General features: G+C 46.0%; 28 protein-coding genes and 1 other annotated feature. Of the genes, 7 read left to right on the top strand and 21 right to left on the bottom strand.

Annotated elements, in window-relative coordinates; genetic code table 11:
• Positions 1-6: 6 nt before the first annotated feature.
• The gene (pheS, locus tag AC0OMA_RS14345) at positions 7-1,041 is read right to left on the bottom strand and encodes a phenylalanine--tRNA ligase subunit alpha (protein ID WP_004398818.1); all 1,035 of its coding nucleotides are present in this window, start codon (positions 1,039-1,041) and stop codon (positions 7-9) included.
• A gap of 81 nt (positions 1,042-1,122) precedes the next feature.
• On the opposite strand from pheS, the gene AC0OMA_RS14350 reads away from it, so the two are divergent.
• Entirely contained in the window at positions 1,123-1,329 is a 207-nt protein-coding gene (locus AC0OMA_RS14350) for a hypothetical protein (RefSeq protein WP_004398812.1), read from the top strand.
• Between the two features lie 66 nt (positions 1,330-1,395).
• Here AC0OMA_RS14350 and AC0OMA_RS14355 read toward each other — a convergent pair whose 3' ends face one another.
• Positions 1,396-2,142 carry a TrmH family RNA methyltransferase gene (locus AC0OMA_RS14355; RefSeq protein WP_015714484.1) on the bottom strand — a complete coding sequence of 249 codons (747 nt, stop codon included), beginning with the start codon at positions 2,140-2,142 and terminating at the stop codon, positions 1,396-1,398.
• A gap of 118 nt (positions 2,143-2,260) precedes the next feature.
• Between AC0OMA_RS14355 and sspI the strand changes: the two genes are divergently transcribed.
• From sspI to AC0OMA_RS14375, 4 genes are all read left to right on the top strand, one after another.
• Positions 2,261-2,476, top strand: a complete 216-nt coding sequence (gene sspI, locus AC0OMA_RS14360; RefSeq protein ID WP_021480275.1) for a small acid-soluble spore protein SspI — start codon at positions 2,261-2,263, stop codon at positions 2,474-2,476.
• Between the two features lie 68 nt (positions 2,477-2,544).
• Complete coding sequence (locus AC0OMA_RS14365) at positions 2,545-3,651, top strand: CdaR family transcriptional regulator (RefSeq protein WP_474222204.1); 1,107 nt, start codon at positions 2,545-2,547, stop codon at positions 3,649-3,651.
• Between the two features lie 102 nt (positions 3,652-3,753).
• A complete protein-coding gene (glcD, locus tag AC0OMA_RS14370; protein ID WP_327845060.1) occupies positions 3,754-5,166 on the top strand; it encodes a glycolate oxidase subunit GlcD in 1,413 nt (470 codons plus the stop codon).
• Positions 5,163-6,497: a (Fe-S)-binding protein gene (locus AC0OMA_RS14375; RefSeq protein WP_100506470.1), complete on the top strand. Its 1,335-nt coding sequence runs from the start codon at positions 5,163-5,165 to the stop codon at positions 6,495-6,497. The genes glcD and AC0OMA_RS14375 overlap by 4 nt, the downstream gene beginning before the upstream one ends.
• A gap of 38 nt (positions 6,498-6,535) precedes the next feature.
• Here the strand turns inward: AC0OMA_RS14375 and AC0OMA_RS14380 are convergent, their stop codons facing one another.
• From AC0OMA_RS14380 to AC0OMA_RS14445, 14 genes are all read right to left on the bottom strand, one after another.
• A complete protein-coding gene (locus AC0OMA_RS14380) occupies positions 6,536-6,904 on the bottom strand; it encodes a VOC family protein (RefSeq protein ID WP_225510034.1) in 369 nt (122 codons plus the stop codon).
• Entirely contained in the window at positions 6,819-7,007 is a 189-nt protein-coding gene (locus AC0OMA_RS14385; RefSeq protein WP_100506469.1) for a hypothetical protein, read from the bottom strand. Before AC0OMA_RS14385 ends, AC0OMA_RS14380 begins: the two co-directional genes overlap by 86 nt.
• The gene (gene cstA / locus AC0OMA_RS14390) at positions 6,950-8,746 is read right to left on the bottom strand and encodes a carbon starvation protein CstA (protein ID WP_474222205.1); all 1,797 of its coding nucleotides are present in this window, start codon (positions 8,744-8,746) and stop codon (positions 6,950-6,952) included. Before cstA ends, AC0OMA_RS14385 begins: the two co-directional genes overlap by 58 nt.
• A gap of 151 nt (positions 8,747-8,897) precedes the next feature.
• On the bottom strand, positions 8,898-10,400 hold the full coding sequence (abfA, locus tag AC0OMA_RS14395) for an alpha-L-arabinofuranosidase AbfA (RefSeq protein ID WP_003222445.1): 1,503 nt from the start codon (positions 10,398-10,400) through the stop codon (positions 8,898-8,900).
• Between the two features lie 18 nt (positions 10,401-10,418).
• Complete coding sequence (araQ, locus tag AC0OMA_RS14400) at positions 10,419-11,264, bottom strand: arabinose ABC transporter permease AraQ (RefSeq protein WP_015251504.1); 846 nt, start codon at positions 11,262-11,264, stop codon at positions 10,419-10,421.
• Positions 11,265-12,206, bottom strand: a complete 942-nt coding sequence (locus AC0OMA_RS14405) for a carbohydrate ABC transporter permease (protein ID WP_047182998.1) — start codon at positions 12,204-12,206, stop codon at positions 11,265-11,267. It abuts the gene before it with no gap.
• 35 nt (positions 12,207-12,241) lie between these two features.
• Positions 12,242-13,543 carry an ABC transporter substrate-binding protein gene (locus tag AC0OMA_RS14410; protein ID WP_047182999.1) on the bottom strand — a complete coding sequence of 434 codons (1,302 nt, stop codon included), beginning with the start codon at positions 13,541-13,543 and terminating at the stop codon, positions 12,242-12,244.
• Positions 13,544-13,573: 30 nt separating this feature from the next.
• The gene (egsA, locus tag AC0OMA_RS14415; protein WP_047183000.1) at positions 13,574-14,758 is read right to left on the bottom strand and encodes a sn-glycerol-1-phosphate dehydrogenase; all 1,185 of its coding nucleotides are present in this window, start codon (positions 14,756-14,758) and stop codon (positions 13,574-13,576) included.
• Positions 14,755-15,573 carry a sugar-phosphatase AraL gene (gene araL / locus AC0OMA_RS14420; RefSeq protein ID WP_080344279.1) on the bottom strand — a complete coding sequence of 273 codons (819 nt, stop codon included), beginning with the start codon at positions 15,571-15,573 and terminating at the stop codon, positions 14,755-14,757. Before araL ends, egsA begins: the two co-directional genes overlap by 4 nt.
• Complete coding sequence (gene araD, locus AC0OMA_RS14425) at positions 15,551-16,240, bottom strand: L-ribulose-5-phosphate 4-epimerase (RefSeq protein WP_015384326.1); 690 nt, start codon at positions 16,238-16,240, stop codon at positions 15,551-15,553. The genes araL and araD overlap by 23 nt, the downstream gene beginning before the upstream one ends.
• Positions 16,241-16,256: 16 nt before the next feature.
• Positions 16,257-17,939 carry a ribulokinase gene (gene araB, locus AC0OMA_RS14430; protein ID WP_474222206.1) on the bottom strand — a complete coding sequence of 561 codons (1,683 nt, stop codon included), beginning with the start codon at positions 17,937-17,939 and terminating at the stop codon, positions 16,257-16,259.
• 13 nt (positions 17,940-17,952) lie between these two features.
• Entirely contained in the window at positions 17,953-19,443 is a 1,491-nt protein-coding gene (gene araA / locus AC0OMA_RS14435) for an L-arabinose isomerase (RefSeq protein WP_015384328.1), read from the bottom strand.
• A gap of 177 nt (positions 19,444-19,620) precedes the next feature.
• On the bottom strand, positions 19,621-20,592 hold the full coding sequence (abnA, locus tag AC0OMA_RS14440) for an arabinan endo-1,5-alpha-L-arabinosidase AbnA (protein ID WP_015384330.1): 972 nt from the start codon (positions 20,590-20,592) through the stop codon (positions 19,621-19,623).
• A 199-nt stretch (positions 20,593-20,791) separates the two neighbouring features.
• Positions 20,792-21,877 carry a M42 family metallopeptidase gene (locus tag AC0OMA_RS14445; protein ID WP_474222207.1) on the bottom strand — a complete coding sequence of 362 codons (1,086 nt, stop codon included), beginning with the start codon at positions 21,875-21,877 and terminating at the stop codon, positions 20,792-20,794.
• A 183-nt stretch (positions 21,878-22,060) separates the two neighbouring features.
• On the opposite strand from AC0OMA_RS14445, the gene ysdB reads away from it, so the two are divergent.
• Positions 22,061-22,453: a sigma W pathway protein YsdB gene (gene ysdB / locus AC0OMA_RS14450; protein ID WP_003229493.1), complete on the top strand. Its 393-nt coding sequence runs from the start codon at positions 22,061-22,063 to the stop codon at positions 22,451-22,453.
• Between the two features lie 15 nt (positions 22,454-22,468).
• On the opposite strand, the gene AC0OMA_RS14455 is transcribed toward ysdB, so the two are convergent.
• Genes AC0OMA_RS14455 through infC form a run of 4 tightly spaced genes read right to left on the bottom strand, consistent with a single transcriptional unit; the run spans position 22,469 to position 23,920 of the window.
• Entirely contained in the window at positions 22,469-22,738 is a 270-nt protein-coding gene (locus AC0OMA_RS14455) for a DUF1294 domain-containing protein (RefSeq protein WP_003229490.1), read from the bottom strand.
• Between the two features lie 56 nt (positions 22,739-22,794).
• Complete coding sequence (gene rplT, locus AC0OMA_RS14460) at positions 22,795-23,154, bottom strand: 50S ribosomal protein L20 (RefSeq protein WP_003222420.1); 360 nt, start codon at positions 23,152-23,154, stop codon at positions 22,795-22,797.
• 31 nt (positions 23,155-23,185) lie between these two features.
• Complete coding sequence (gene rpmI / locus AC0OMA_RS14465; protein ID WP_003222418.1) at positions 23,186-23,386, bottom strand: 50S ribosomal protein L35; 201 nt, start codon at positions 23,384-23,386, stop codon at positions 23,186-23,188.
• Positions 23,387-23,398: 12 nt separating this feature from the next.
• Positions 23,399-23,920 (bottom strand): translation initiation factor IF-3, encoded by a 522-nt coding sequence (gene infC / locus AC0OMA_RS14470; protein ID WP_010886591.1) that lies wholly within the window; start codon positions 23,918-23,920, stop codon positions 23,399-23,401.
• A 58-nt stretch (positions 23,921-23,978) separates the two neighbouring features.
• Positions 23,979-24,109: a sequence feature (ribosomal protein L20 leader region), on the bottom strand.
• A gap of 256 nt (positions 24,110-24,365) precedes the next feature.
• On the opposite strand from infC, the gene AC0OMA_RS14475 reads away from it, so the two are divergent.
• A complete protein-coding gene (locus AC0OMA_RS14475; protein ID WP_015384331.1) occupies positions 24,366-25,028 on the top strand; it encodes a lipoprotein in 663 nt (220 codons plus the stop codon).
• A gap of 31 nt (positions 25,029-25,059) precedes the next feature.
• Here the strand turns inward: AC0OMA_RS14475 and lrgB are convergent, their stop codons facing one another.
• On the bottom strand, positions 25,060-25,755 hold the full coding sequence (gene lrgB, locus AC0OMA_RS14480; RefSeq protein ID WP_003229482.1) for an antiholin-like protein LrgB: 696 nt from the start codon (positions 25,753-25,755) through the stop codon (positions 25,060-25,062).
• Positions 25,756-25,761 lie beyond the last annotated feature (6 nt).

Below are 25,761 nucleotides of genomic sequence, written 5' to 3' on the forward strand. Positions count from 1 at the left end.
CTCCTCTTACGCCTGTTTAAACTGCGAAATAAATCTGACATCGTTTGTATAGAAGTGGCGGATATCATCAATGCCGTATTTCAGCATGGCGATGCGCTCAACACCCATTCCGAATGCGAAGCCCTGATATTCCTTCGGATCAAAGCCAGCCATTTTAAGCACGTTCGGGTGAACCATTCCGGCACCGAGGATTTCAATCCAGCCTGTTCCTTTACATACTGAGCAGCCGTTTCCACCGCATTTAAAGCATGTCACATCCACTTCTACTGAAGGCTCAGTAAACGGGAAGAAGCTTGGGCGGAGTCTGATTTCACGGTCTTGCCCGAACATTTTTTTCGCAACGAGTTCAAGCGTTCCTTTTAAATCACTCATGCTGATGTTTTTGTCAACGACAAGCCCTTCAATTTGCATAAATTGGTGAGAGTGCGTCGCATCATCGTTATCACGGCGATATACTTTACCCGGGCAAATGATTTTAACGGGACCTTTGCCTTCATGCTTTTCCATCGTCCGTGTTTGGACAGGAGAAGTTTGCGTTCTCATCAAAGTCTCCTCTGTGATGTAAAAGCTGTCCTGCATATCGCGCGCAGGGTGTTCTTTCGGAAGATTGAGCGATTCGAAGTTGTAGTAATCCGTTTCAACCTCTGGCCCTTCCTCGACTGTGTAGCCCATACCGATAAATAAATCTTCAATTTCTTCAATGACAACAGTGAGCGGATGGCGGCCGCCGACTGCAACAGGGTTCCCCGGCAGCGTGACGTCAATTGTCTGTCCTGCAAGCTTCTGCTTCATTTCCTCTTCTTCAAGCTTCTCGTTTTTGTCAGCAATCGCATTGGCAATACGCTCCCTTACTTCGTTCGCGAGCGCCCCCATTTTTGGACGTTCCTCAGCAGAAAGCTTGCCCATTCCGCGCAGCACTTCTGTAATCGGCCCTTTTTTTCCGAGATATTGCACCCGAATATCATTGACAACCTTCAATGAGCTTGCCGCTTCTACTTGTTCTAAAGCTTCTTGTTCCAGCTGTTTTAGCTTTTCTTCCATTTTGCATCCTCCTTTTATGTAAACAAACCGTCATATGTCTTTGGAAAATAAAAAAAACCCGTCCCTTGTACAAGGGACGAGTTGTGGCCGCGGTACCACCCTTATTTCAGACAGACTGATGCTGTCGTCAGCTTCATTGACATAACGGAATCAGATTCCGGTTCACCTTTACGCGCAGTGTACGCGGTCCCGGCGACAACTCAAGAGGTGAAGCCAATTTCCGGCTGCGTTAAAAATGCTCTCAGTCAGCGGCATTTTCTCCCTGGAAAGCAGTTGATCAGAAATTGAGGTCCTCTGTCACGGTTTTTGAAATATTATGTTCTATTATAGAGAAATCCAACGCTTGGCGCAACACTATCCTCGCAAGTGATACACGAGGATGGCAGCCGCAACCGCAACGTTTAGTGATTCAGCCTGTCCGTAAAGCGGCACGTATAGGTTCAAATCCGTTTTTTCCAGCAATGCAGCATCCACCCCTGCACCTTCATTTCCTACAATGAGCGCAAAGGATTCAGACTGAGGAATCTCCTGATAAGGCGCTCCGTTTTGCAGCGCCGTGCCGTATACTTTTACGCCCTCTGCCTTCAATTCGTCCACATATGAAGGCAGGTTTCTTCTCACAACAGGAATATGGAAGTGAGATCCTTGCGCAGATCGCAGTGTTTTTCCGTTAAAGGCGTCCGCCGTGCCGTCACCGAGTACAACCGCATCCAAACCGGCCGCATCAGCCGTTCGAATCATTGTGCCAAGGTTTCCCGGATCTTGAACAGCGTCAATCAGCAGCACCTTGCGTGCCGTTGCCAGCTTTTCTTCAGGCATATGGCACACAGCGGCAATCTGCTGCGGCGTTTCGGTTTCAGTCACAGCTGAAAACGCATCTTCACTCAGCATATAGCACTGGATACCAGTCTCAAGATCTGAAGGAATCTTCGTTTCATCCTTTACAAGGATTTCTTTCACAATGCCCGGGCTTTTCAACGCCTCTTCAACGAGGTGTTCTCCCTCTATCAGAAATGTATTTGTTTTTGTTCGTTCTTTTTTTGTGTGAAGCTTTTTCCAATCCTTCACTTTTTGGTTTTTTGCCGATTCTATTTGTTTCACTGTCTATGTGGCGCTCCTTTTTTTAACATGATGTTATTATATCGCAAGAACAGCACATAATAAACCAGGTGCAGGGTTAGAATATACGTATTACATTTTAGAAAAAGGAGCGTTTTACATGGATCTTAATTTACGTCATGCCGTCATCTCCAATGTCACCGGCAATAATCAGGAGCAGCTTGAGCATACAATCGTAGATGCGATTCAAAGCGGTGAAGAAAAAATGCTTCCAGGGCTCGGCGTTTTATTCGAAGTCATTTGGCAGCACGCATCTGAAAGTGAGAAAAACGAAATGCTGAAAACGCTTGAAGGCGGATTAAAACCCGCCGAATAAGACATGAAACCGGGTGACAGCGCCCGGTTTTTTTCTTATATAATAAAAACATGATGAGGGGGAACGCCATGTTTTTACAGCCGTTATTAGCGAAAAAAATTATTGCTGAAGTTAAAAAAATGTACGAACGTGAAGTCATTATTGTAAACACGGACGGTCTTATTATGGCAGGCACAAACGATGAGCGTGTCGGACAATTTCATGAGGGAGCGCTTATCTGCGCAAAAGAAAGACGCAGCGTGATTATTACAAGAGAAGATGAAACAAGGTTAAAAGGAGTGAAAGCAGGCATAAACCTCCCTGTATTTTTTGACCATGATGTGATCGCCGTCTTCGGGCTGACAGGTGAGCCTGCAGAGATTCAGCCATTCGGAGAACTGCTTCGAAAAATGACAGAGCTGTTCATTAAGGAATCGCGGCATTTAGAGCAATCCCAGTGGCGTGAGAGAATGCTGGAGTCCTTTATGATCGATTGGCTGCAATTAAAGGAGTGGTCTCCCAGTTTTCTTGAGAAAGCTCAGCTTCTTGGTGTTGACCTTTCCTCCCGGCGCCAAATGATTCTTATTCAGGGGTATGAGTGGTCACGTCATGATATTGAAAAAATGGCATGCAGCTGGAAATCCTCGTACCCTGCGGATTTGTTCATCAGGTGGGGAAATGAACGGATTTTGATTAATCATGAAGTGCCGCAGCATGAACAAAGGGATCAGCTTTTACGGAAGATCCTTCACATTTGTTCGTTTGCCAATACCGCAAGCAGCCAATATACAGCAGCTGGCGCCGGAAGGGCTGTCGCAAGCTCCAGCCTGACAGATTCATACGAGCAAGCGGAAAAAGCGCTGGCTGTCAGCCTTAAGCGAAAAACGCCCATATTTGAAGAGGATCTGAAGCTTGATATGTGTCTGACGGAGATCAGCCCGGGAACCCGAAACGAATTTCCGCAAAGAGTATTAGGAGAGGCGCTAGAGCATCAGGAACTTATGAATACGTTACGGACTTTCTTTCATCTCGATTTGTCTTTGAAACAAACCGCAGAAGATATGCATATTCATATCAATACATTGCGATATCGTCTGGCTAAGGCTGAACAGCTGACGGGTTTACGTTTTGACCGTACCGAGGACATCGTCACGATGTACGTCGCCCTCTATTTTTTAGATCAAGATACAAAATAGAGAGAGTTTCAGTTTCATTTTTTGTATGTTTCTCCATGGAAGGCTTTGCTTTTTTTCTTTTACAATAGATTGAAAGCGTTTTTTGACAGGGGGATGGGTAAAATGATCACCAAGGATGTAAAGGAGCAGCTGATTCGGGTCTCCGGACCAGAAAACTTTGATGACTCGACTGCCGGCCGTCTCGTCTATTCATATGATGCGGCGCCTCAGTATCAGTCTATGCCTGATGCCGTGATTGCTCCGAGGAATACTGATGAAGTATCACGCATTTTAACAATTTGCAGCGAACATCGAGTGCCAATCGTTCCAAGAGGATCAGGGACAAACCTGTGCGGCGGCACGTGCCCGACTGAAGGCGGACTTGTGCTTCTCTTTAAGCACATGAACCAGATTCTTGAGATTGATGAAGAAAATTTAACTGCCACAGTTCAGCCGGGCGTCATTACGCTGGATATGATCCGCGCGGTTGAAAGCAAAGGTTTGTTTTATCCGCCTGACCCGAGTTCTATGAAAATATCAACCATGGGCGGAAACATCAATGAAAATTCCGGCGGGCTCCGCGGATTAAAATACGGCGTCACCCGCGACTATGTTATTGGACTGGAGGTTGTGCTCGCAAATGGTGACATCATCCGCACCGGCGGAAAACTCGCAAAGGATGTGGCCGGATACGATCTCACACGTCTTTTTGTCGGCTCAGAAGGAACACTCGGCATTGTGACAGAGGCAATCGTCAAGCTCGTTCCAAAGCCTGAAACAAAAAAGACGCTGCTTGCCCTATATGAAAATATCGATGCCGCTGCTCAAACGGTATCAGACATCATTGCCGCAAAAATCATACCCGCCACGCTTGAATTTCTCGACCAGCCTACACTATTGGTGATTGAGGATTATGCCAAAATCGGACTGCCGACAAACGCAAAGGCGGTTCTGTTAATTGAACAAGACGGGCCATTTGAAACTGTTGAACGGGATATGGAAAAGATTGAGGCGATTTGCAAAAAAGGCGAGGCCGTTTCCGTTCAGACCGCACAAACGGAGGAGGAAGCATTCGCCCTGACTGAAGCACGGCGCTCTGCACTTTCTGCCCTTGCCCGCCTCAAGCCAACGACGATTTTAGAGGATGCGACCGTTCCTCGCTCAGAAATCGCCAATATGGTAAAAGCGATTAATGATATTGCTGCTAAATATGATATTTCCATCTGCACCTTTGGCCATGCGGGAGACGGGAACCTGCACCCGACTTGCACGACAGACATAAGAAATAAGGATGAAATGGAACGTGTCGAACAGGCTTTTGCCGAGATTTTTGAGAAAGCGATTGAACTTGGCGGGACGATAACCGGAGAGCACGGAGTCGGGGAAATGAAAGCGCCTTACTTGGAAATGAAGCTGAAAAAAGAAGGCATTGATGCGATGAAAGCGCTGAAAGCGGCATTTGACCCCCAGAACATATTAAATCCGGGCAAAGTGTTTGCGAAAGATGCCAGAAAACGTGTGGTGGCAGAAAGATGACAACAGAAAAAGAAATGAAACAGATCCAAAATGAGTTTAAAGAGCGCATGGATGAAGGCGAGCTTTTGAATTGTATGCGCTGCGGCTTCTGTCTTCCTTCCTGTCCGACCTATATCGAATCGGGATTTCAGGAAACACACTCTCCGCGTGGGCGTATCGCCTTAATGAAAGCCGTAGCCGACGGTATGATTGAACCGGATGAAGATGTCGAACGGTCGCTGTCACTTTGCCTCGGCTGCCGCGCCTGTGAACCTGTATGCCCGTCAGGCGTGAAATACGGACAGCTGCTTGAGGAAGCCAGAGATATTATCCACCAAAACAAAAAACACTCGCTCGGCGCACGTGTCATGCGAAAGACGGCTTTTCACGAGCTGTTTCCGCACCAAAACCGCATGCGATCAGCTGTAAGCCTTATCGGTTTGTATCAGCGGTCAGGACTGCAAACCGCTGTGCGAAAATCAGGCATGCTTCGGGTCCTGCCTGAGCATTTGCGAACGATGGAAGCCGTTCTTCCTGATGTTCCTAAAAGCAAAGACATGAAACATCGACCGCGTTTCCTGCCGTCCATTGGCCCCATGAAAAAGCGGGTCGCCTTTTTTTCGGGCTGCTTAATGGATACAATGTTTTTACCGACCAATAATGCCACACTGAAGCTTTTACAGCTGGCAGGCTGCGACATTGTCATTCCGCCTGAACAGGCTTGCTGCGGGGCGCTTCATGGACACAGCGGTGAAAAAAACACAGGGAAAGAGCTCGCGAAACAAAATATCGCTGCTTTCGAAGCATTAGACGTGGATGCAGTCATTACAAACGCAGGAGGATGCGGAGCCTTTCTTACCGAATATGATCATTTGCTGAAGGATGACCCGGAATGGTCGGAGCGAGCCGCCGCTTTTGTTCAAAAGCTGAAGGATTTTTCTTCCGTTTTGGTTGAACTCGATTTCCATCAAATGGACTTAGCGCTCGAGACACCTCAGGTCGTTACCTACCAAGATTCATGCCACCTAAGAAATGTAATGCATACGTCGCTTGAGCCCCGCCAGCTTCTTAAAAGCATCAAAGGGGCGGAATTCAAAGAAATGGAGAAAGCAGACAGCTGCTGCGGGTCAGCGGGAATTTACAACATCGTCGAAGCTGAAATGTCTATGAAAATACTGGACAGCAAAATGGCTGCCGTCAAAGCAACCGAAGCGATCCTCATTGTAACAGCAAATCCCGGCTGCCTGCTGCAGATGAAGCTCGGGATTGAACGCGAAGGACTAAGCGGTAAAGTCAGAGCCGTTCACCTGGCTGATCTGCTATTGGAAGCAGCCGGGCACAAAACATCATGAGAAAGCCCAAAACAGAAATTGTTTTGGGCTTTTGTGCGTTATTCCATCGGACTGCAAATTTCGATATAATGTCCATCCGGATCAGCGATATAGGCGACCGTCTGCCCCCATGGTTTCACTTTCGGCTCCCCGATAATCGAGACGCCTTGTTCTCTCATCCTTTTGATGACCGCTTCTACATTTTCAGTAACAAACCCGATTTCAAATGTGTTTGAAGCAGATGTATCCGGAATGTCCAGCGCCGTGATGTCTCTGGCGCTTTCCCGGGTATTAAGCGCCAATATCGTAGACCCTGTATCAAATTCGACATACGTGCCGTGTTCAGCACGAATCGGCAGTCCTAAAATATCCCGGTAAAAATGAATAGCCCGCTTGCTGTCCGATACGTATAGAATAAGATATTTCATTGATAGATTCATTGCCAACCCCCCTCAGCATTTTCAATAGTCCTTCTAGCCCGGTATAGACGCTTCCATCCTTAAGCTCGGATCTTTCCACATCTGCGCCCATTTTTTCACAGCCGCCACGATAATGATGAAGCCTAACACCAGCATGATGATAGATAATACGCCATTCAATACACTATATCCTGCTGCTTCAGGATTGAGATACACATTGCGCACCATCCAATAGCCCGCATAATTGACAGTGACATATAAATAGGCAAGCGGGATAAGGCAAGTCAGAATGTACCGGCGTTTATCAGCGATTTTCAGCACGATGGTCGCTCCGATAATCAGCCCCACTGAAGCCATCAGCTGATTAGAAACGCCGAACAGCGCCCAAATGGAACCGATATCTCCTGAATACAGCAAGTACCCCCACATCAAACAGGCAAGCGCGCTGGCAAATACAGAGCCCGGAATCCAGTCTGTTTTCTTCAGCGGTTTATACACCTCCCCGAAGAAATCCTGGATCAAATAACGGGCAACGCGTGTGCCGGCGTCAATCGCTGTTAAAATAAAGACCGCTTCAAACATAATGACAAATTGGAAAAAGTATGAGGCCAAATGGCTGAAAAACGGCATTCCGGTAAAAATATAAGTCATTCCCACCGCAAGTGTGACGGCTCCCCCTGTTCTTCCTTCTAAGTCCAGACCGATTTCCCTGCTCAATTCAGGCAAATGTACGATATTCATGCCAAGCGTACGGAAAACCTCAGGCGTGCTGTTAATCGCAAAGTAATCAGCAGGCTGTAAAGCGGTCGCTGCAATCAGCGCCATGATGCCGACAAGACACTCAACAAGCATTGCGCCAAACGCAACCGGCTTCATATCACTCCATTTATTCAGCATTTTCGGTGTCGTTCCTGAACCGACAAAGGCATGGAACCCAGAGATCGCCCCGCAGGCAATGGTTATTGAGATGAACGGCCAGACAGGTCCTGCCAGTACCGGCCCGCCGCCTTTTACGAATTCTGTAAACGCAGGGAACGGAATGGACGGATTGACGACAAACACACCAACAATCAAAGCGATAAAAACACCGATTTTCATAAAGCTGCTTAAATAATCACGCGGAGCAAGAAGCAGCCAAACGGGAAGCGCAGCCGCAAAAAACGCATAAACAGGAAGCGCGATTGCAAGCGTTTTCGTATCTAGCGTTAAAAAGTCACCGAGCGCGGTAGTCTGTACCCATGGACCGATAAAGACTCCTGCCATTAAAAAGAGAAAGCCGACCGTTGAAGCGAGCTTTAAATTTCCCGTTTTCTTATAAAATAAGCCCACACCCATCGCAATCGGAATCGTAATCCCTACCGCAAATGTTCCCCATGGATTACGTTCAAGCGCATGCAAGACAACCATCGACAGGCCCGCCATTGTGATCGTGATGATAAACAGCATGGACAGTCCTGTACAAAATCCTGCAACAGGGCCAAGCTCATCCTTCGCCACTTCCGACAGCGATTTTCCGTTTTTGCGCATCGATGCAAACAGCACAACAATATCATGGACGGCTCCCCCAATTACCGCCCCGATTAACAGCCACAATAATCCCGGCAAATAGCCAAACTGCGCCGCCAGAATGGGTCCGACCAGCGGACCGGCCGCTGCGATCGCGGCAAAGTGATGGCCGAACGAAACCCATTTATTTGTAGGCACATAGTCTTTCCCATCCTCAAGCGCATGAGCAGGTGTTGGCTTGTCATCATTCACTTTGAGAACCTTCACCATCATAAATGTTCCGTATAAACGATAGGCAATAGCCAAAATACACATTGACGCTATCACAATTGTAACCGCATTCATTTTCTCCCATCCCCTTTGCTGTTTTTCATAAATATATCACAATTTCATGGTGAAAAGCGGTCATTTTTTCCTATACAAAAAGCCGGCTTGAACGGGCCGGCTCGTGGCAGTTGAAAGACAAGCCGGAGAGAAATCTCCGGCTTAGCTTCTCTTATGACTGTTTTTTCAGGCGGATCACATTCCAGGAAAGCGGCGTGAAATGAGCAGTTAAGCCGTTTTCGCTGACAGACGATGTTCCGTTGGAATGCGGGACGACATTTTTTCTGTTATGCTGGTTTGTCGCTTTGATATCCTGATGCTCAAGTACGATGTGTTCTGCGATTTGGTAGGATTCAAAGCCTCTGAGCGAAATCTCCGTCTCCATCTGATCCTCAGCCTTGTTTACCGCAAAAATAGTGAGGGTTTCTTCCTCTTCAGAGTACACAACAGCAGCATCAACATATGGCACATCAGTGAAATCAGAACAGTCGTACTTAGGAGAAGAAATAAGCGGTTTCAGTGACTCGCCCCTTCCGTAAACAGAAGCATGCATGTATGGATAGAAAATCGGCTGTCTCCATGCTTCTCCGCCTTTTTCCGTCATGATCGGCGCGATGACATTGACAAGCTGTGCAAGACACGCAATTTTCACACGGTCTGCGTGCTGCAGCATCGTAATGAGCAGAGAGCCGACTAATAAGGCATCTTCAAAATTGTAAATATCCTCTAAAATCGGACGCGCAGTGATCCACGGCTCGACTTTTTTATCAGCCTCATTTGAGTGGTACCAGACGTTCCATTCATCCAGAGAAAGATTGATTGTTTTCTTGCTGCGTGTTTTTGCTTTTACATAGTCACAGGTTGCAGCGACGGATTTGATAAAATGATCCAGATCCATAGAACGGGCCAAGTAGTTTGGCAGATTGTTATCCCGGTTTCCGTAGTAGGTGTGAAGAGAGATATAGTCAACATGCTCGTACGTATGCTCCAGCACCTTCGCTTCCCAATCGATAAAGGTCGGCATGCCGCTGTTTGAGCTGCCGCAGGCAACAAGTTCAATTGATGGATCAACCCATTTCATGACCTTTGCCGTCTCTGCGGCTAGCCGTCCGTATTCATCAGCTGTTTTGTGGCCGATCTGCCACGGTCCATCCATTTCGTTTCCTAAGCACCATGTTTTGATGCCATACGGCTGTTCATAGCCATGCGATCTTCTTAAATCACTCCAGTAAGAGCCTTTCGGATGGTTGCAATATTCAACGAGATTACGGGCGGCATCTATGCCTCTTGTACCAAGGTTGACGGCCATATTGACCTCAGTGTTCACCTTTTTTGCCCAAGATAAAAATTCATTTGTTCCCACTTCATTGGTTTCTGTCGTTTGCCATGCCAAGTCAAGCCGTCTCGGGCGGTTTTCGACTGGTCCGACACCGTCCTCCCAGTTGTATCCGGATAAAAAGTTTCCGCCCGGATAGCGGATGATGGGAACCTGTAATTCTTTGATCAGCGACTGAACATCTTTTCTAAACCCATCTTCATCCGCTTCAGGGTGATCAGGCTCGTATATGCCTTCATATACCGCACGACCCATATGTTCGATAAACGAGCCATAAATTCGTTTATCTACTTCACCGATTTTATATTCTTTGTCTACAATCATTCGCGCTTTTTTCATCACACGTTTCCTCCTTCATTAACCTTTGACTCCCCCTACCGTCAGGCCGGAGATAAAGTACTTTTGGAAAAACAAGAAAATGATAATCACCGGCAAAATCGCAAATACTGAGCCGGATATAAGCATGTCGTAATTATTTCCATAAGGGCTCAGCAAGCTGGACAGCCCTATTGGAAGCGTAAACATTTCTTTCGACCGAAGCACAATCAGCGGCCACAAGAAGTTGTTCCAGCTGTTTAAGGACTGAAGGATAATCATCGCGCCGAAAGCCGGTTTCATCAGCGGTGCCATAATCCTGAAAAAGATGCCGAATTCCGTACAGCCGTCCATTCTTGCAGAGTCCAGCAGATCTCTTGGAAGGCCAAGAGCATATTGCCTGAAAAAGAAAACGGCAACAGGTGAAACGATAAACGGCAATATGACACCCGTATATGAATCGATCAAGTGCAGTCCGACGGTAAGCTTAAACAGTGGAAGCATCATCACTTCCAGCGGAACCATCATGATAATCAGCACAAGAACAAAGATGATGTTTCTGCCCTTAAAATCATAAACCGCAAGCCCGTACCCGATCATCGAAGAAAAAAACAGGGTGAGCACGGTTGTGAAAAGCCCAAGTACAAGACTGTTAAAAAACCATTTGAAATAAATGCTTCCGCCGTTAAACAGAAATGTATAATTATCAAGACTCATTACTTTAGGATCAATGTCAAGATTGAGCCCCACACGCAAAAGCTCAGATGACGGCTTTAATGATCCTAAAAGCAAACAGAAAATCGGAAAAAGATACAATAGGCTCAGCATAATAAAAAACAGGGTTAGCGCAATTCTATAAACGCTGAACTGAGGACTGTGCCGCAACATTTATCCCTCCCCCTTAAACGAGCCTGACAGCTTTAATGAAATCAGGCTGACAACAAGGATCACAATCAAAAGCACGATGCCGATGGCCGCTCCGTACCCCATTTCGTTGTAGGCAAGCCCCTGCTGATACAAATATCCGACAAGCGTCAGACCAATATTACCCGGGGAATTATTCTGCCAAAGGACGTAGCTTTCCTCAAACATCCTGAATCCGCCGATGATGCTGATGGTCAGTACATATACGGTTACAGGCTTAAGAAACGGCAGCGTGATGTGCAGAAATTTTTTCATTGTATTCGCGCCGTCTATATCAGCGGCTTCGTACAGCTCTTTCGGCACATTTTGCAAACCGGCTAAAAAGTAAAGGATGTTGATTCCCATCCATCTCCATGAAGCAAGCAGCACCATCAAAAACATGCCGGTATGTTCATTGTTCATCCAGTTCTGAGGTGAAAAGCCGAGTTTGAGTAGGATGGAATTGGCCAGAGACGTTTCCATTTCTCCGAAGATCAGCCGAAAAATGATCCCCGCTACAATGGTGGAGGTCAATGCCGGGATGAATAGCGCTGATTTAAATATATTTCTAAATTTGACCAGCTTTGAATTCAGGAATATGGCCAGAAGCAATGGGACAGGAATCAGCACGATCAGCGTCCAAAAGGTGTATTCCAGCGTATTCCAAAGGGCGGTATAGAACGTCGGGTTGTTTAGCGCTGTATAATTAGTCAATCCGACAAAGGACACCTCTCCCGGCAAAATTCTTTGGAAGCTCATGATGAAGACACTAATGATGGGGTATAGAAAAAATACGAGAAAGGATAAAACGAATGGCGCTGTAAACAGATAGGGCGCCGCTTTTTTTGAATAAAATAGATCTCGCCAGCCTGATTGTTTCGCAGCTGAAGGAACGGGATGAACCGTTCCTGTTTTCACAGGTTTCATGAGAACCTCCCCGCTTTCACTTTTTGAATGGGATTCTATTTCTGTTTCAGTTCACCTGCCGCTCTGTCCAAGGCCTGTTTAGGCGTTTTTTGCTGAGATTTAAGTGCGTCGAACAACACGCTTCTGTTGACAAGGTCTGAAGCCTTGGCAAAATCCTCATGTAAATAAATCGGATTGATTTCATCCTTGATATCGAGCAGCACGGAAAAAATGCCTGTTCCGTTTTGGAAGTAATCCGTGTATTTGTTTTTCTCTTTCAATTCCTTGGAGCTCCAAACATCCCAGCGAAGCGGGTCAAACCCAAGTACGCTCCAGAGCTTTTTGTTTCCTTCTTTAGAACCCTTCGCAAAGGCTAAAAACTCTTTTGCTAACTCAACATGCTTGGCTTGCTTCGGCACAACGGTTGCCGTACCGCCCAAACCTGCCGAGCGGTCGCCTCCCTCTTTCCATGCCGGGAGCGGCCTGATGGCAATCTTCCCTTTCAGATCAGGCATATAATCGATAAATCTTCCCATATACCAAATCGGCATGAGGACTGAAGCAGCTCCTCCTTGGTTCATAAAGCCGTAGTATTCTTCACTGTGATGCCCGCCGCCCGGCGCAGGAATCATCGTTTTATCATTGATCATGTCTTTTAAATATTGAAGTGTTTTTACGTTGGTGTCATTATTGAGGATCAGCTTGCCGTTTTTATCAAAATAGCCTGAGTTTTGCTGTGAAATCATAGATAAGAACGTTCCGGAATCATTTGTTTCCACCGTTCCCATCGGCTTCCCGGTCACTTTGCGCACTTTCTGTCCGGCTTTATGGTAATCATCCCATGTTTTAATATCGTCAGGATTGACGCCGGCTTTCTTCATAACATCCATGTTATAAAACATGACTGTTGTTCCTACATGCGTATCGAGTCCGTAAAGCTTGCCGTTTTTGCTGTACAGGGTTAGCCGCGCCTCAACGAATTTATCGCGGTCCTTTTCAATCAGCGGAGTCAAGTCGGCAAGCGGTATGTCAGAGCCCTTCAAAAAGTTTGAAAAACGGGCCAATTCGACATCGGCAATATCAGGGACGCCTTCTCCTGCAATTAAGGAGATAGACAAGTTATCGTGCATTTGTCCATACGGATAAACGACCGTATTCAGCTTAATTTTGCGGTCAGGATATTTTTCATTCCATTCCTTCACCATTTCTACATAGAACTGCTCATGAAGTCCGTTAAATGTCCAAAAGGTCAGCTCGGTTTCACCCGACTTCCCGGATGATCTTTCTGCTGAACACCCAGCAATGACTAATGTCAGCAGCATCATGAGCACAAGAAAACAGACAGTCATTTTTTTCATCTGCGTTACCCCTTCCATTCGAGGTGCGGGCTATTCATATAGACCATGGTTGATCAGCGTTTTGTTTTCATTAATGATTCTTAATCCGGTGCAGCGGTCTCTTAAGGTGTGCGCGTGTCTGAAGGCATTCTTGACGGAATCCTGCCCGACACCGATTTCGTCAAAATACGCAGGGCCTCCGGCTGATCTCAGCCAATCAGCCAGCACTTCTCCTTCCGGGAGAGTTTGATAAGCCGATTGGATGGCTTGCCGCCGGCTCGGTGAAAATTCGTTCAGCCCGTCATCCTTAGCAAGCTTTCTGTATGTGTCAGTTAATAAAACAGCTGCACAGCCCACCTTTGCCCCATGAAGAATCTGTGGCCGTTTTTTCTCCATTAATTCCATCTCAATCCAATGTGAAATATGATGTTCTCCGCCTGATGCCGGGCGGGAATGATCTAATGCCAGCATGACAAGCCCCGATACGATTAAAGACTCCATCAAAACCTGTATGCCTGTTTCCGTTTTCATCGCAATGTCTTCTGTGTGTTCAATGCAGGCAGCAAGCGCCTCCTGAACAATCTTAGCTCCTGCTGGCGAATAAGGCTCGCCGGCAAGATGCCGGGATATTTCCCAATCTGCTAAAGACGTTATTTTACCGAGCATGTCACCAAACCCAGCCGCCACCATTGACTGGGGTGCGGCTTTTAATAGATCCAGATCAGCGAACAGTGCAGAAGGGGCCTTCGTTTGAATGGTTGTTTTCGTACCGTATAAAATAATCGGCGCCCCTGCTGATGTAAAACCGTCTACAGATGGAGCAGTCGGATAAGAAATAAACGGCAAATCTCTTTGAAACGCCGCAAAGCGGACGATATCATGAATCGTGCCCGAACCAACTGCGATCATGACATCCGTTGTTTGTTTCGTATGGATCAGCACATGAATGAGCGATCGTTCATCAGCTGTCACATCTCCGGCTTCATTTTCTGGAATGATCAGGCACTCGGCCTGAAATCCTTCTTGATTTAGCTGATTTTCCAGATCAATTCCTGCAATGCGGTGTGTATTCGCGTCGCAGACAAGGACAATATGTTTATTGTTTTTTCGTTTTACATAATTCAAAAGCGAATCAGCTGCTTGTTTACCGAGAACAATTTCTTCAACTTTTATAGGAAACGTCTTTTCTCCGGCGTGTTCAAAAGCACGCTGAACGTCAGCTGCGATACGATTCATATCAGAATCCCCTCCTCAGCCAATTTGGTTACATCCTTAATAGAATCCAGCACATAATCTGGTGTGTACAAACGCTGTTCGCCCTGTTTCGCAGAACCAGTAAGCACTAAGGCGCTTTTCATGCCATAAAGCTTCCCCATCGCAATGTCAGATTCAATGCTGTCTCCTATAATCATGCATTCATGTGCGGACAGCCCCATTGCTGTACAGGCAGCCTCCGCCATCAGCCATGACGGCTTACCGACAACAAGTTCAGTCTTCGCTTGTGCGGAAGCCTCTATCGCCCCAATCATTCCAGCCACATCAATGGCATTTCCGTCTTCGTTCGGAAAAGAGCGGTCTTTGTTTGTAGCAATAATACGAGCGCCGCCGGCAGCTGCTTGAAAGGCTTGATTTAAATCTTCGTACGTGACCGTTTCATGAAGGGAGATCACGAGCCAATCCGCTTCCTTCGGTTCGTTCGCGTGCTGCACACCGGCCAGCCTCAGCTCGTCAACCAAGCCTTGCTCCCCAAGCACCCATACCTTTGAAAAACGATAATGTTTTTTCAGAAAAGCCGCTGTCACGCTTGATGACAGAACAATGTCGTTTACGTCCGTTTCAATCCCCGCGCCAAGAAGTTTTTTTCTGCACATGGCACGGGAGATATTCCCCCGGTTGCTTAAAAAGACGATTTTCTTTCCCATTCTCCTAAGCGTTTTGATCGCTTCTCTTGCTCCTTCGATCAACTCATTTCCTCTGAATACAGTACCGTCCAAGTCAATCAGAATGCCGGCTGGTGACACAGGCGTATCATGACTGGCCATAATACGCATTTGCTCCGTGTTTTCGATAAAAATGCTTTTCATGCAGGACTGTATTGATTGGGGTTACATCCTTGTTCAGCATAATGGAGTGATAGGCCATTTCGGCAACCGTTTCTAATACAACTGCGTTATGAATGGCATTTAAGGCGTCAGTGCCCCAGCAGAACGGTCCGTGATTATTCACGAGCACACCCGGCACCTGTTCGTAGTTATGATGCTGAAAGGTTTCCGCTATGACTTTTCCTGTATTCAGTTCGTAGTCATGAATGATTTCTTCATCGTACATTTCTCGAGTACATGGAATCGCACTGTCAAAATAATCAGCATGGGTCGTGCCTAACGGAGGGATGTCTCTGCCCGATTGCGCCCAGCTTGTCGCCCATTGAGAATGGGTATGGACAATTCCCCCGATATTCGGAAAGGCTTTATATAAATAAACATGGGTAGGTGTATCTGAAGAAGGCTTAAGCGAGCCTTCGACGACCTCTCCATCAAGGTTCAAAACAACCAAGTCATCTGCTGTCAGGTCGCTGTATTCGACTCCGCTAGGTTTGATGACAATTCTTTCTTTTTCACGGTCAATACCGCTAACATTTCCCCACGTAAAGGTTACCAGCTGATGCTCTTGAAGCTTCAGGTTGGCAGTCAGCACTTCCTTTTTTAATGTTTCAAGCATGCTCCATCACCCTTTATCAATTCTTTTTGGCGGCAGATGAAAATTGAAGATTTTTGATCGTTTTCAGACGTTTCATGACATGGTTTTCTTTTCCGAAATAATGAACCAGCTCTTTATATTCAGCGTACAATTTTTCATAAACCGCGGCGTTTTCGGCATTTGGCGTATAAGTTATATCTTTCAGTTTTCCCATGTTCGCCGCTGCCTCTTTGATGTCATCGTAGCCGCCTTTTTCTTTGCCTGCTGCAAGCGCGCCGAAAATGGCAGATCCTAAGGCTGGGGCTTGCGGTGAACCAGAGATTTTAATGTCCATGTTTGTCACATCCGCATAAATCTGCATGACAAACGGGTTTTTCTCAGCTATTCCGCCGGCTGCGAACAGTTCCTCAATCGGAACACCGCTTTCTTTGAATGTTTCGATAATCATCCGTGTTCCGTAAGCTGTCGCCTCAACTAACGCTCTATAAATCTCTTCAGGCTTCGTCAGCAGTGTCATGCCAAGCATCATCCCTGTTAAATCTGCATCAACAAGAGTTGAACGGTTTCCATTCCACCAATCTAAAGCAAGCAGGCCGCTTTCACCTGGCGCTTGATGGTTTGCTTTCTCACTCAGCAGCTCATGAACGCCAATGTTTTTTTCCTTTGCTTCCTCTTGATAAGCTGGCGGGACACATGTTTTCACAAACCAGTCAAAATGATCGCCGACACAGGACTGCCCGGCTTCATATCCCGCATAGCCCGGGAGAATTCCGTTGTCCACAACGCCGCACATACCTGGAACGATATGCACCTCTTCACCAAGAAGAACATGGCACGTTGAGGTTCCCATAATCATCAGCATTTTCCCTGGCTCTGTAATGCCGACCGCCGGTACGGAAACATGAGCGTCCACATTGGCAACCGCAACAGCCGTTCCCGGGAGAAGCCCTGTCAGCTTTGCCATTTTTTCAGTCAGACTGCCGGCTTTTTCTCCTACTGAATGAATAGAACCTGACAATTTGTCCTTTGTAATCGTTTTCATTGAAGGATTTAATTTCTCAAAGAAATCATCTGACGGATACCCCGCTTTTTCACTCCACATCGCTTTATACCCTGCGGTACAATTGCTTCGCTTGAGCGAGCCGCACAGCTGGTACACGATCCAGTCTGCAGCCTCGATGATCCGGTCAGCCGCTTCATAAATGTGAGGCGCTTCCTCGGCAATTTGCATGACCTTTGGAATCATCCATTCTGATGAAATTTTTCCTCCGTACCGCTGTAAAAAAGCCTCTCCTTCTTCTTCCGCGATTTGATTGAGCCGATCAGCATGTTTTTGGGCCGCATGATGCTTCCAGAGCTTCACATAGCTGTGCGGCTCCTCTTCATATTCAGGCAGCATGCATAACGGCTGCCCGCTGCTGTCAATAGGAAGGATCGTACATGCCGTGAAATCAATTCCAATCCCGATAATGTCTTTCGGTTCAACGCCCGTCTGTTCGAGTAAAGACGGAATGGTTGTTTCCAAGACTTCGAGGTAATCAGCAGGGTGCTGCAGCGCCCAGTCGCGCGGCAGCTTTTGACCCGTTTTTGGAAGGATGGTATCAATGACAGCATGCCTGTATTCTTTTACAGCAGCCGCAAGTTCCTCCCCTGTTTGGACATGAACGAGCACCGCTCTTCCTGATAAAGTTCCAAAATCAACCCCTATTGTGTAAGCCATGTGACATCCCCCTCTACTTTTGAAGCCGGTAAAGCGCCTCGTTCCATTTTAACTCGTGTTTCAGTTTATGAATTGTCGTATCACGGGAAATGAGAACACTTTCGATCCCCGCCATTTCCGCCCAATCAAGCATTTGCTCCGCTGTCAGTTCATAAGACAGGCAGGTATGGTGTGCACCGCCGGCTAAAATCCATGCCTCCGCTGCTGTTTTCAATGACGGCTCCGGCTTCCAGAGAACACGGGCAACCGGTAAATTCGGCATGTCTTTTTCAATTTCCTGGCCGTTGACTTCATTCAGCACAAGGCGGAAACGCCCGCCAATATCAACAATGCTAGCTTGAATGGCAGAACCGCTGATGCCTTTAAATACAAAACGCGCAGGGTCTTCTTTGCCGCCAATCGAAAGCGGATGAACCTCGATTTTCGGCTGATCCAAAGCGACAGTCGGACACACTTCAAGCATGTGAGAGCCCAGAATCATTTCATTTCCCGGTTCAAAATGGTACGTGTAATCTTCCATGAAGGAAGTTCTTTTTCCTTTAGCCATGATTTTCATCATCCGTACAAGGGCCGCTGTCTTCCAATCTCCTTCACCGGCAAACCCGTAGCCTTTCTCCATCAGGCGCTGAACGGCAAGTCCCGGCAGCTGTTTCATTCCGTGCAGCACTTCAAACGATGTCGTAAACGCTGTGTATCCGCCTTGCTCAAGAAAAGCGGTTAAGCCAAGTTCAATTTTCGCCTGTTCTTTAATGGACGCTACCTTTGCTTCGTCACGTTTTGTTTCCTCACTGACCACATATAGTCTGTCATACTCCGCATAAAGCGTGTCAACCTCGTCGTCCGTAATGCGATCCATCACTTCAACGAGATCCCCGATGCCATATCCGTCAACCTGCCAGCCAAATTGAATATGCGCTCCCACCTTGTCTCCGTCCGTTACCGCGACATGACGCATGTTATCTCCAAATCTGGCAACCTTAATATGTCTGCTTTCATTTAATGCAGCCGCCGTATCCATCCACTGGGACATTTCTTTTTTCACTTCTTCATCATCCCAATAGCCGGCAATGACTTTTCGGCTAAGCCCCATTCTCGAGTTGATGTAACCGTACTCTCGATCGCCATGTGCGGATTGGTTGCTGTTCATAAAATCCATGTCAATCGTACCCCACGGGATATCGCGATTATATTGGGTATGCAAATGCATAAGCGGTTTTTGATAAGAGGAAAGGCCTTCTATCCACATTTTTGCAGGGGAAAATGTGTGCATCCATGTAATGATGCCAGCGCATGTCTCACTGTACTCCGCTTCTCTTAACAGCTCTCTGATGGTTTCCGGTGAAGTGACGACGGGCTTATGAGTGATTTTATATCTGGAAGAAACCCCGCTGAGCCCCTCACAAATGCTTTTAGCATGCTGATCTACCAGTTCCAGCGTCTCTTCCCCGTATAGGTGCTGGCTTCCTGTCACAAACCAGAATTCATAATCCTTTGTCTGAAGCATGTAAACTGCCCCTTTCTCATAAAATAAAACGCTTTCAATTATAAAAGATACGTACTAATGATAGATAATAAACCTATAAATAAATATTTGTACGAACAATTTCATTATAGTAATTGACTATTATACTGTCAATCTTTTCTTTTAAAAAAAGCCGGGCTCTCCCCCCGGCTTTTTGATTCAATAGGACGGCCAGCCCGAGCTCCAATTCAAATCATTGATAAGAAGCTTCGGAATGCCGTTGTTATTGGCATCATAGGCATGGCGAACAAGAATGTTTCCATTTACAATATCCTGGCCTCCAGGTCCTTTCCATTGGTCATTGCCCGAATCCAAAATGGTGCCTCCGCCTTCGAGCATGCTTTTTCCGCTTTTATCAAGATAAGGGCCTGTAATGTTTTTAGATCTTCCGTAAGCAATTTTGTACGTACTGTTCACTCCAGCACAGCATTTATCAAATGAAACCATTAAATAGTAGTAACCATTTTGATACGTAAGAGTAGGAGCTTCTAAGGCATCGCCATTATTCGGTCTGGCTGCAATCGAATAGAGCGAGCCAGTAGGCTTCATCGTATTCTTATCAAGCTTGGTCAGCTTAATGCCGGTCCAAAACGAGCCAAACGCGAGCCACGGGTTGCCATCCTTGTCGAATGTCAGCTCCGGATCAATGGCGTTATAATTATTTGAGCTTGTCGAACGAATCACCAAGCCCTCGTCCTTCCAGCTCCCCGAACTAATGCTTGTGGAAGATGCCAGGCCAATGGCAGATGTATTGCTTCCAAAAGTAGAAACAGAATAATACAGCCAGTACTTTCCGTTATAGTATTGGATGTCCGGCGCCCATTGGTTTGGCTCGTAATTCGGCACATAATTGGACCACCACGATAGCGGTGTGCTAAAAATGGATTTTTGTACGGTCCAATTTTTAGCGTCTGAAGACTTCAACACCCGCAGTCCCCGTTCTTCTGTAAGCCCTGTTCCGAGCGCATACCATGAGCTCCCCTCTTTAATCATAGTCGGATCATGAAGGAGCTCATTGGATGCACCCCAAAATGCTGCCTCTGCAGGAGCAGCGGAAGTGAATATCAAACCTGCAGCCAGAGCGGCACTCGAAAAGTGTAAGAAGCGTTTCCATGTTTTTTTCTTTTTCAATGTTGTTCAACCTCCTTTATATTAGAGAGCGCTTACAAATTAGATTGTTTACCCTCCCTTCCTGTCAAATCGAGCTGCGTCTCGTATATCGTCATGTTCAGGAAATTTTCGGTATCCTCTTTATTGTAGTCACTATGCTGTAATTTGTACAGACAAAAAAATAGAATCCGCCTCAATAGGCGGATTCTTCCGTATCTTTTTATCGGTACGTAATTTCGTCAACCGTTTTTCGGTCTAACTTCTTAATGACTTCTGTAATTAACTTTACCGCGTTTTCATAATCATCACGATGCAGCATGGCCGCGTGCGTATGAATGTAGCGGGTTGCAATAGTAATGGACAGCGCAGGAACGCCATTTGCCGTCAAATGGATGGCACCCGAATCAGTTCCGCCGCCGGCAATGGCATCAAATTGGTACGGAATGCCGGCTTCCTCCGCAGTGGCTACAACTGCATCGCGCAAACCTTTGTGAGAGACCATGGATGCATCGTAAACGATAATCTGCGGGCCTTTGCCCATTTTGCTCTGCGCTTCCTTCTCGGAAATGCCAGGCGTGTCGCCTGCTATCCCTACATCAACACCAAACGCAATATCAGGCTGAATGGTGTGTGCAGCCGTTTTCGCTCCCCTCAGGCCGACTTCCTCCTGCACGGTTCCGACGCCATACACTATATTTGGATGGTCTGTGTTTTGTAAGTTTCTTAACACATCAATTGCAATCGCACAGCCGATGCGGTTGTCCCAGGCCTTTGCGAGTAGGAATTTTTCATTGTTCATGACCGTAAATTCAAAATGCGGAACCATCATATCTCCCGGAAGTACACCCCACTCCAAGGCTTCTTCCCGGCTTGAAGCTCCGATATCAATAAACATGTCTTTTATTTCCACTGATTTTTTTCTTGCTTCAGGAGACAAAATATGAGGCGGCTTAGATCCGATAACCCCTGTGATTTCTCCTTTTTTTGTGACAATGGTGACGCGCTGGGCAAGCATAACCTGAGCCCACCAGCCGCCAACGGTTTGAAAACGGATAAAGCCTTTATCTGTGATTTGTGTCACCATAAAGCCGACTTCATCCAAATGTCCGGCGATCATAATTTTCGGGCCGTTTTCTGCACCAGTTTTTTTGGCAATTAAACTGCCCAGGCGATCTGTTGTCACCTCATCAGCAAATGGTTCTATGTATGATTTCATCACTTGCCTTACTTCTCTTTCATTGCCCGGTATGCCTTTTGCATCTGTTAAATCTTTCAGCATGGTCAATGTTTCATCTAATTTTGCCATGTTCCAAACCCTCCTTCATCAGTCCTGCATTCTTATTATACAAAACATGGCGCTAACCATACGACTATTTCACTTGAAAATCGGGTATATGTTTTTACAGCTTTCTTTTAGAAAAAGTGAAACCTTTTTCTATGCTTTTCGTATTACATCAGATCATCACAATAAGGGAGGTGCCTTCACACAATGTTTGTCATGGTTCTAAGGATTATTTTGCTTGCACTTTTTGCTTATTGTATTTATGCCGTGGTCAAATATGTCGCGAATCCTAAGAGAAGGCTTAAGCTGGCCCAATCAAAAGAACATTTTTATATTATTGATGAACAAAACAATACCCGGAAGAATTTTCAGCTGACGTATAAAGGCGTGCTTTTTGAGGGAGAAAAGCATATTCCTTCCAAGGATCATCCGCTGTTTATTCACACGATCTTTGTCTGGACAGAATCTCCTGAGAAGCTGAAACATTTCTCTGCAAAAGATTTTGAGAACATTGAAGAAAAAGTGCTGGAACGATATCCAAATTGTAAGATTGACTGGGACCAGCCCATTAAACTCGCAAAAAAAGCAGAAGAGCGTTAAACGCTTTTCTGCTTTTTATAAATCAAACGGGCTATAGTAAATAGCGATGAGAATCGCTTCAATTACCAGAAGAAGCGGTACTCCATACTTAAAAGAAGCGTGTTTCGTTTTATGTCTGAAGGTTTGCATGCCAAGCCAGACACCGAGCGCTCCAAACACGATGGCTATCAGCCACAGCCGGTCTTCAGAAATTCTCCACTTGTGCTGCTGCGCTTTGCGTTTGTCAATGCCCATCACCCAAAAACCGCACAGATTAATTAACACCAAATAAGCTGCAATAATCATGTTGCCTCATCCTTTATATAGAAAAAGCCGCTCTGCTGGAGAGCGGCTCTATATGATTACTTGTTTAATTGAGCTTTAGCAGCATCAGCAAGCTGATTGAATGCAGTAAGATCGTTTACAGCAAGATCAGCAAGCATTTTACGGTTTACTTCGATACCAGAAAGCTTAAGACCGTGCATTAAACGGCTGTAAGAAAGGCCGTTCATGCGAGCAGCTGCGTTGATACGAGTGATCCAAAGTTTACGGAAATCACGTTTTTTCTGACGACGGTCACGGAAAGCATAGTTTCCAGATTTCATGACCTGCTGGTTAGCTACTTTGTATAATGTATGTTTTGAACCGAAATAACCTTTTGCTAATTTAAGAACCTTTTTACGACGCTTACGTGTAACAGTTCCGCCTTTTACTCTTGGCATTGAATTTCCCTCCTAATTGTTCCTTATCCGATTACTTGATGTTAGCAAGCATTTGTTTGATACGTTTGAAGTCTCCTGCGCTTACAACAGCACTCTTGCGAAGCTTACGCTTTTGCTTTTGAGATTTGTTGGCGAATAAGTGACTTGTGTACGCGTGAGAACGTTTTAACTTCCCAGAACCTGTCTTTTTAAAACGTTTAGCAGATCCGCGGTGAGTTTTCATTTTTGGCATGGGATTTCCTCCTTATTGCTTTTCGTTTTTCGGTGCGAGCATTAAGAACATGCTGCGGCCGTCCATTTTTGGTTTTGTTTCGACTGTCGCAACCTCAGCACATGCTTCGGAGAAACGGTCTAATACACGCTGACCGATTTCTTTATGAGTGATTGCGCGTCCTTTAAAGCGGATAGAAGCTTTCACTTTATCGCCTTTTTCAAGGAATTTAATCGCATTGCGCAATTTCGTGTTAAAGTCATGCTCATCGATTGTCGGACTTAACCGAACTTCTTTTAAGTTAATGATTTTTTGATTCTTGCGTGCTTCTTTTTCCTTTTTCTGCTGCTCAAATCGGAACTTACCGTAGTCCATGATTCGGCAGACAGGCGGTTTTGCATTCGCTGCAACTAACACAAGGTCAAGATTTGCGCGGCCGGCGATTTCAAGTGCTTCCTGACGGGACTTGATTCCAAGCTGGTCGCCATTTTGTCCGATTAAACGGACCTCACGTGCACGGATACCCTCATTAACCAATTGATCTTTGCTAATAATGAGCCACCTCCATAGTTTCTTCGAATTGATTCACAACTCATTTTGAATGCATTTTGCAGGCAAACAAAAAGTGTGGGCATTATAAAACACCCACACTACGAACATCTGTATCAATAAAAATGTACGGTCAACCTGCCAACTACATGCATGTGTCAATCAGGTGAGAAGCGGGTGCTTCTGCTTGTGATTTATATTCAATTCAATAACTATTCTACACAATACCGGATCTTTAGTCAAGGACGACTTATCCGGAACAACTTTTACATTGTAACATGGGTTTTCTATGAGCGCAAGAGAGAAAAAGAAAATCTTTCATCCCCACCCAGAATGCAAAGAGCCAACCATTCCCCCTTATTTCGCAATTTACAACAAAACCACCGACAGGAAGAAATGTAAAACAAAGTTAATCTCTGACCGATATAAGAAGCAGAAGGGAGCCTGACACATGAACAAACTGATACAGCTTGCTTTATTTTTCACATTGATATTAACCGGTTGCTCGAATAGCAGCACATCTTCCGAATCAAAAGTCGAAACTGTTAAGACAACTGCAGCATTTCCTCAAAAGGAGCTGGAGAAAGAGCTAAAAAAACTAAAACCCGTTTCATTAGACATGAAGTTCGAGAGTCCACTCGCTACTGAGTTAGGAAAACGGAAGGCAAAAGAAGAAGCTGAAAAGCAAAGACAAATCGCCGCCGAGAAAAAGCTTGAAAAAGAACGGGAGGCGAAACGAAAGAAACAGCAGGAGGAAAAAGCTGAGAGACAGAGATTAGCAGAGCAGCAGGCGGCAGAGAGACAGCGATTAGCGGAAGCGGAAAGACAAGCTGAACTTGAAAGACAGCGGCAGGCAGCAATCCAAAAAGAGCAGAAAGCGAACGCTGAGAAAAAGCGGCAATCACAGGCACAACGGCAGCAGACCGAGGCACCCTCATCTAATAGTAAAAATCCACCATCTTCCTCGAGTCAGACAGATAAAACCATTCAACAGCCAGCTTCAGAGCTTCCTGATGACGATGGTTATGGTTATGAAGAACGAAAAAAGTGGCATGACGATCAAGTAGAATGGGGCATTAAACAAGGGTATATCGATCCCGAAGACGCACCATAAAATAAAAAAAGCCATGGCATTCAGCCTTGGCTTATCCTCCGATCAGCTGCACGAACACTGGGATGACCAGAACCGTTACCACTCCTACTACGACAACAGCAATGCTTGCCATAGCAGCTTCAACTTCTCCCATCTCAATCCCGACCGCTACACCAAGTGCATGTCCGGATGTTCCAAGAGCCAATCCTTTAGAAATCGGATTTTTCACTTTAAACACCTTCAAGAACAATGCTCCGAGCGCATATACGATGACAGCGTTAAAGATGACCGCAAAGGCTGTGATGTCGCTGATGCCCCCGATGCCTTTTGATAAAGGAAGCGCAATTGCCGTTGTAGCCGCCTGCGGAAGCATGCTTTTCATTACGGCCGAATCGAGATGAATGCCTTTAGCGAGCAAATAAACAATCGTGACAGAGCAGATAGAGCCGGCAATAATGGAGGCCATGATTTGCCACCAGTATTTTTTAAGCTTATCTCTTTGTTTGTACAAAGGAATTGCAAATGCGATCGTTGCCGGTTCAAGGAAAAACTTAATGATCTCTCCCCCGTTATTATAATCCGCGTAGGAAAAACCGCCGATTTTTAAAAATGCGATCCCCAGCACCATGGCAACAAACAAAGGAGTGAAAAGGAAGAAGCCTTTCGTTTTCTTAAATAAAAAGGTGCCGATGCCGAATGCAGCAAGTGATACGACAATCCCAAAATAAGGACTCATTGTGCTTTCCATGTGAAG

The sequence above is a fragment of the Bacillus sp. AMCV2 genome (genome assembly GCF_056033925.1).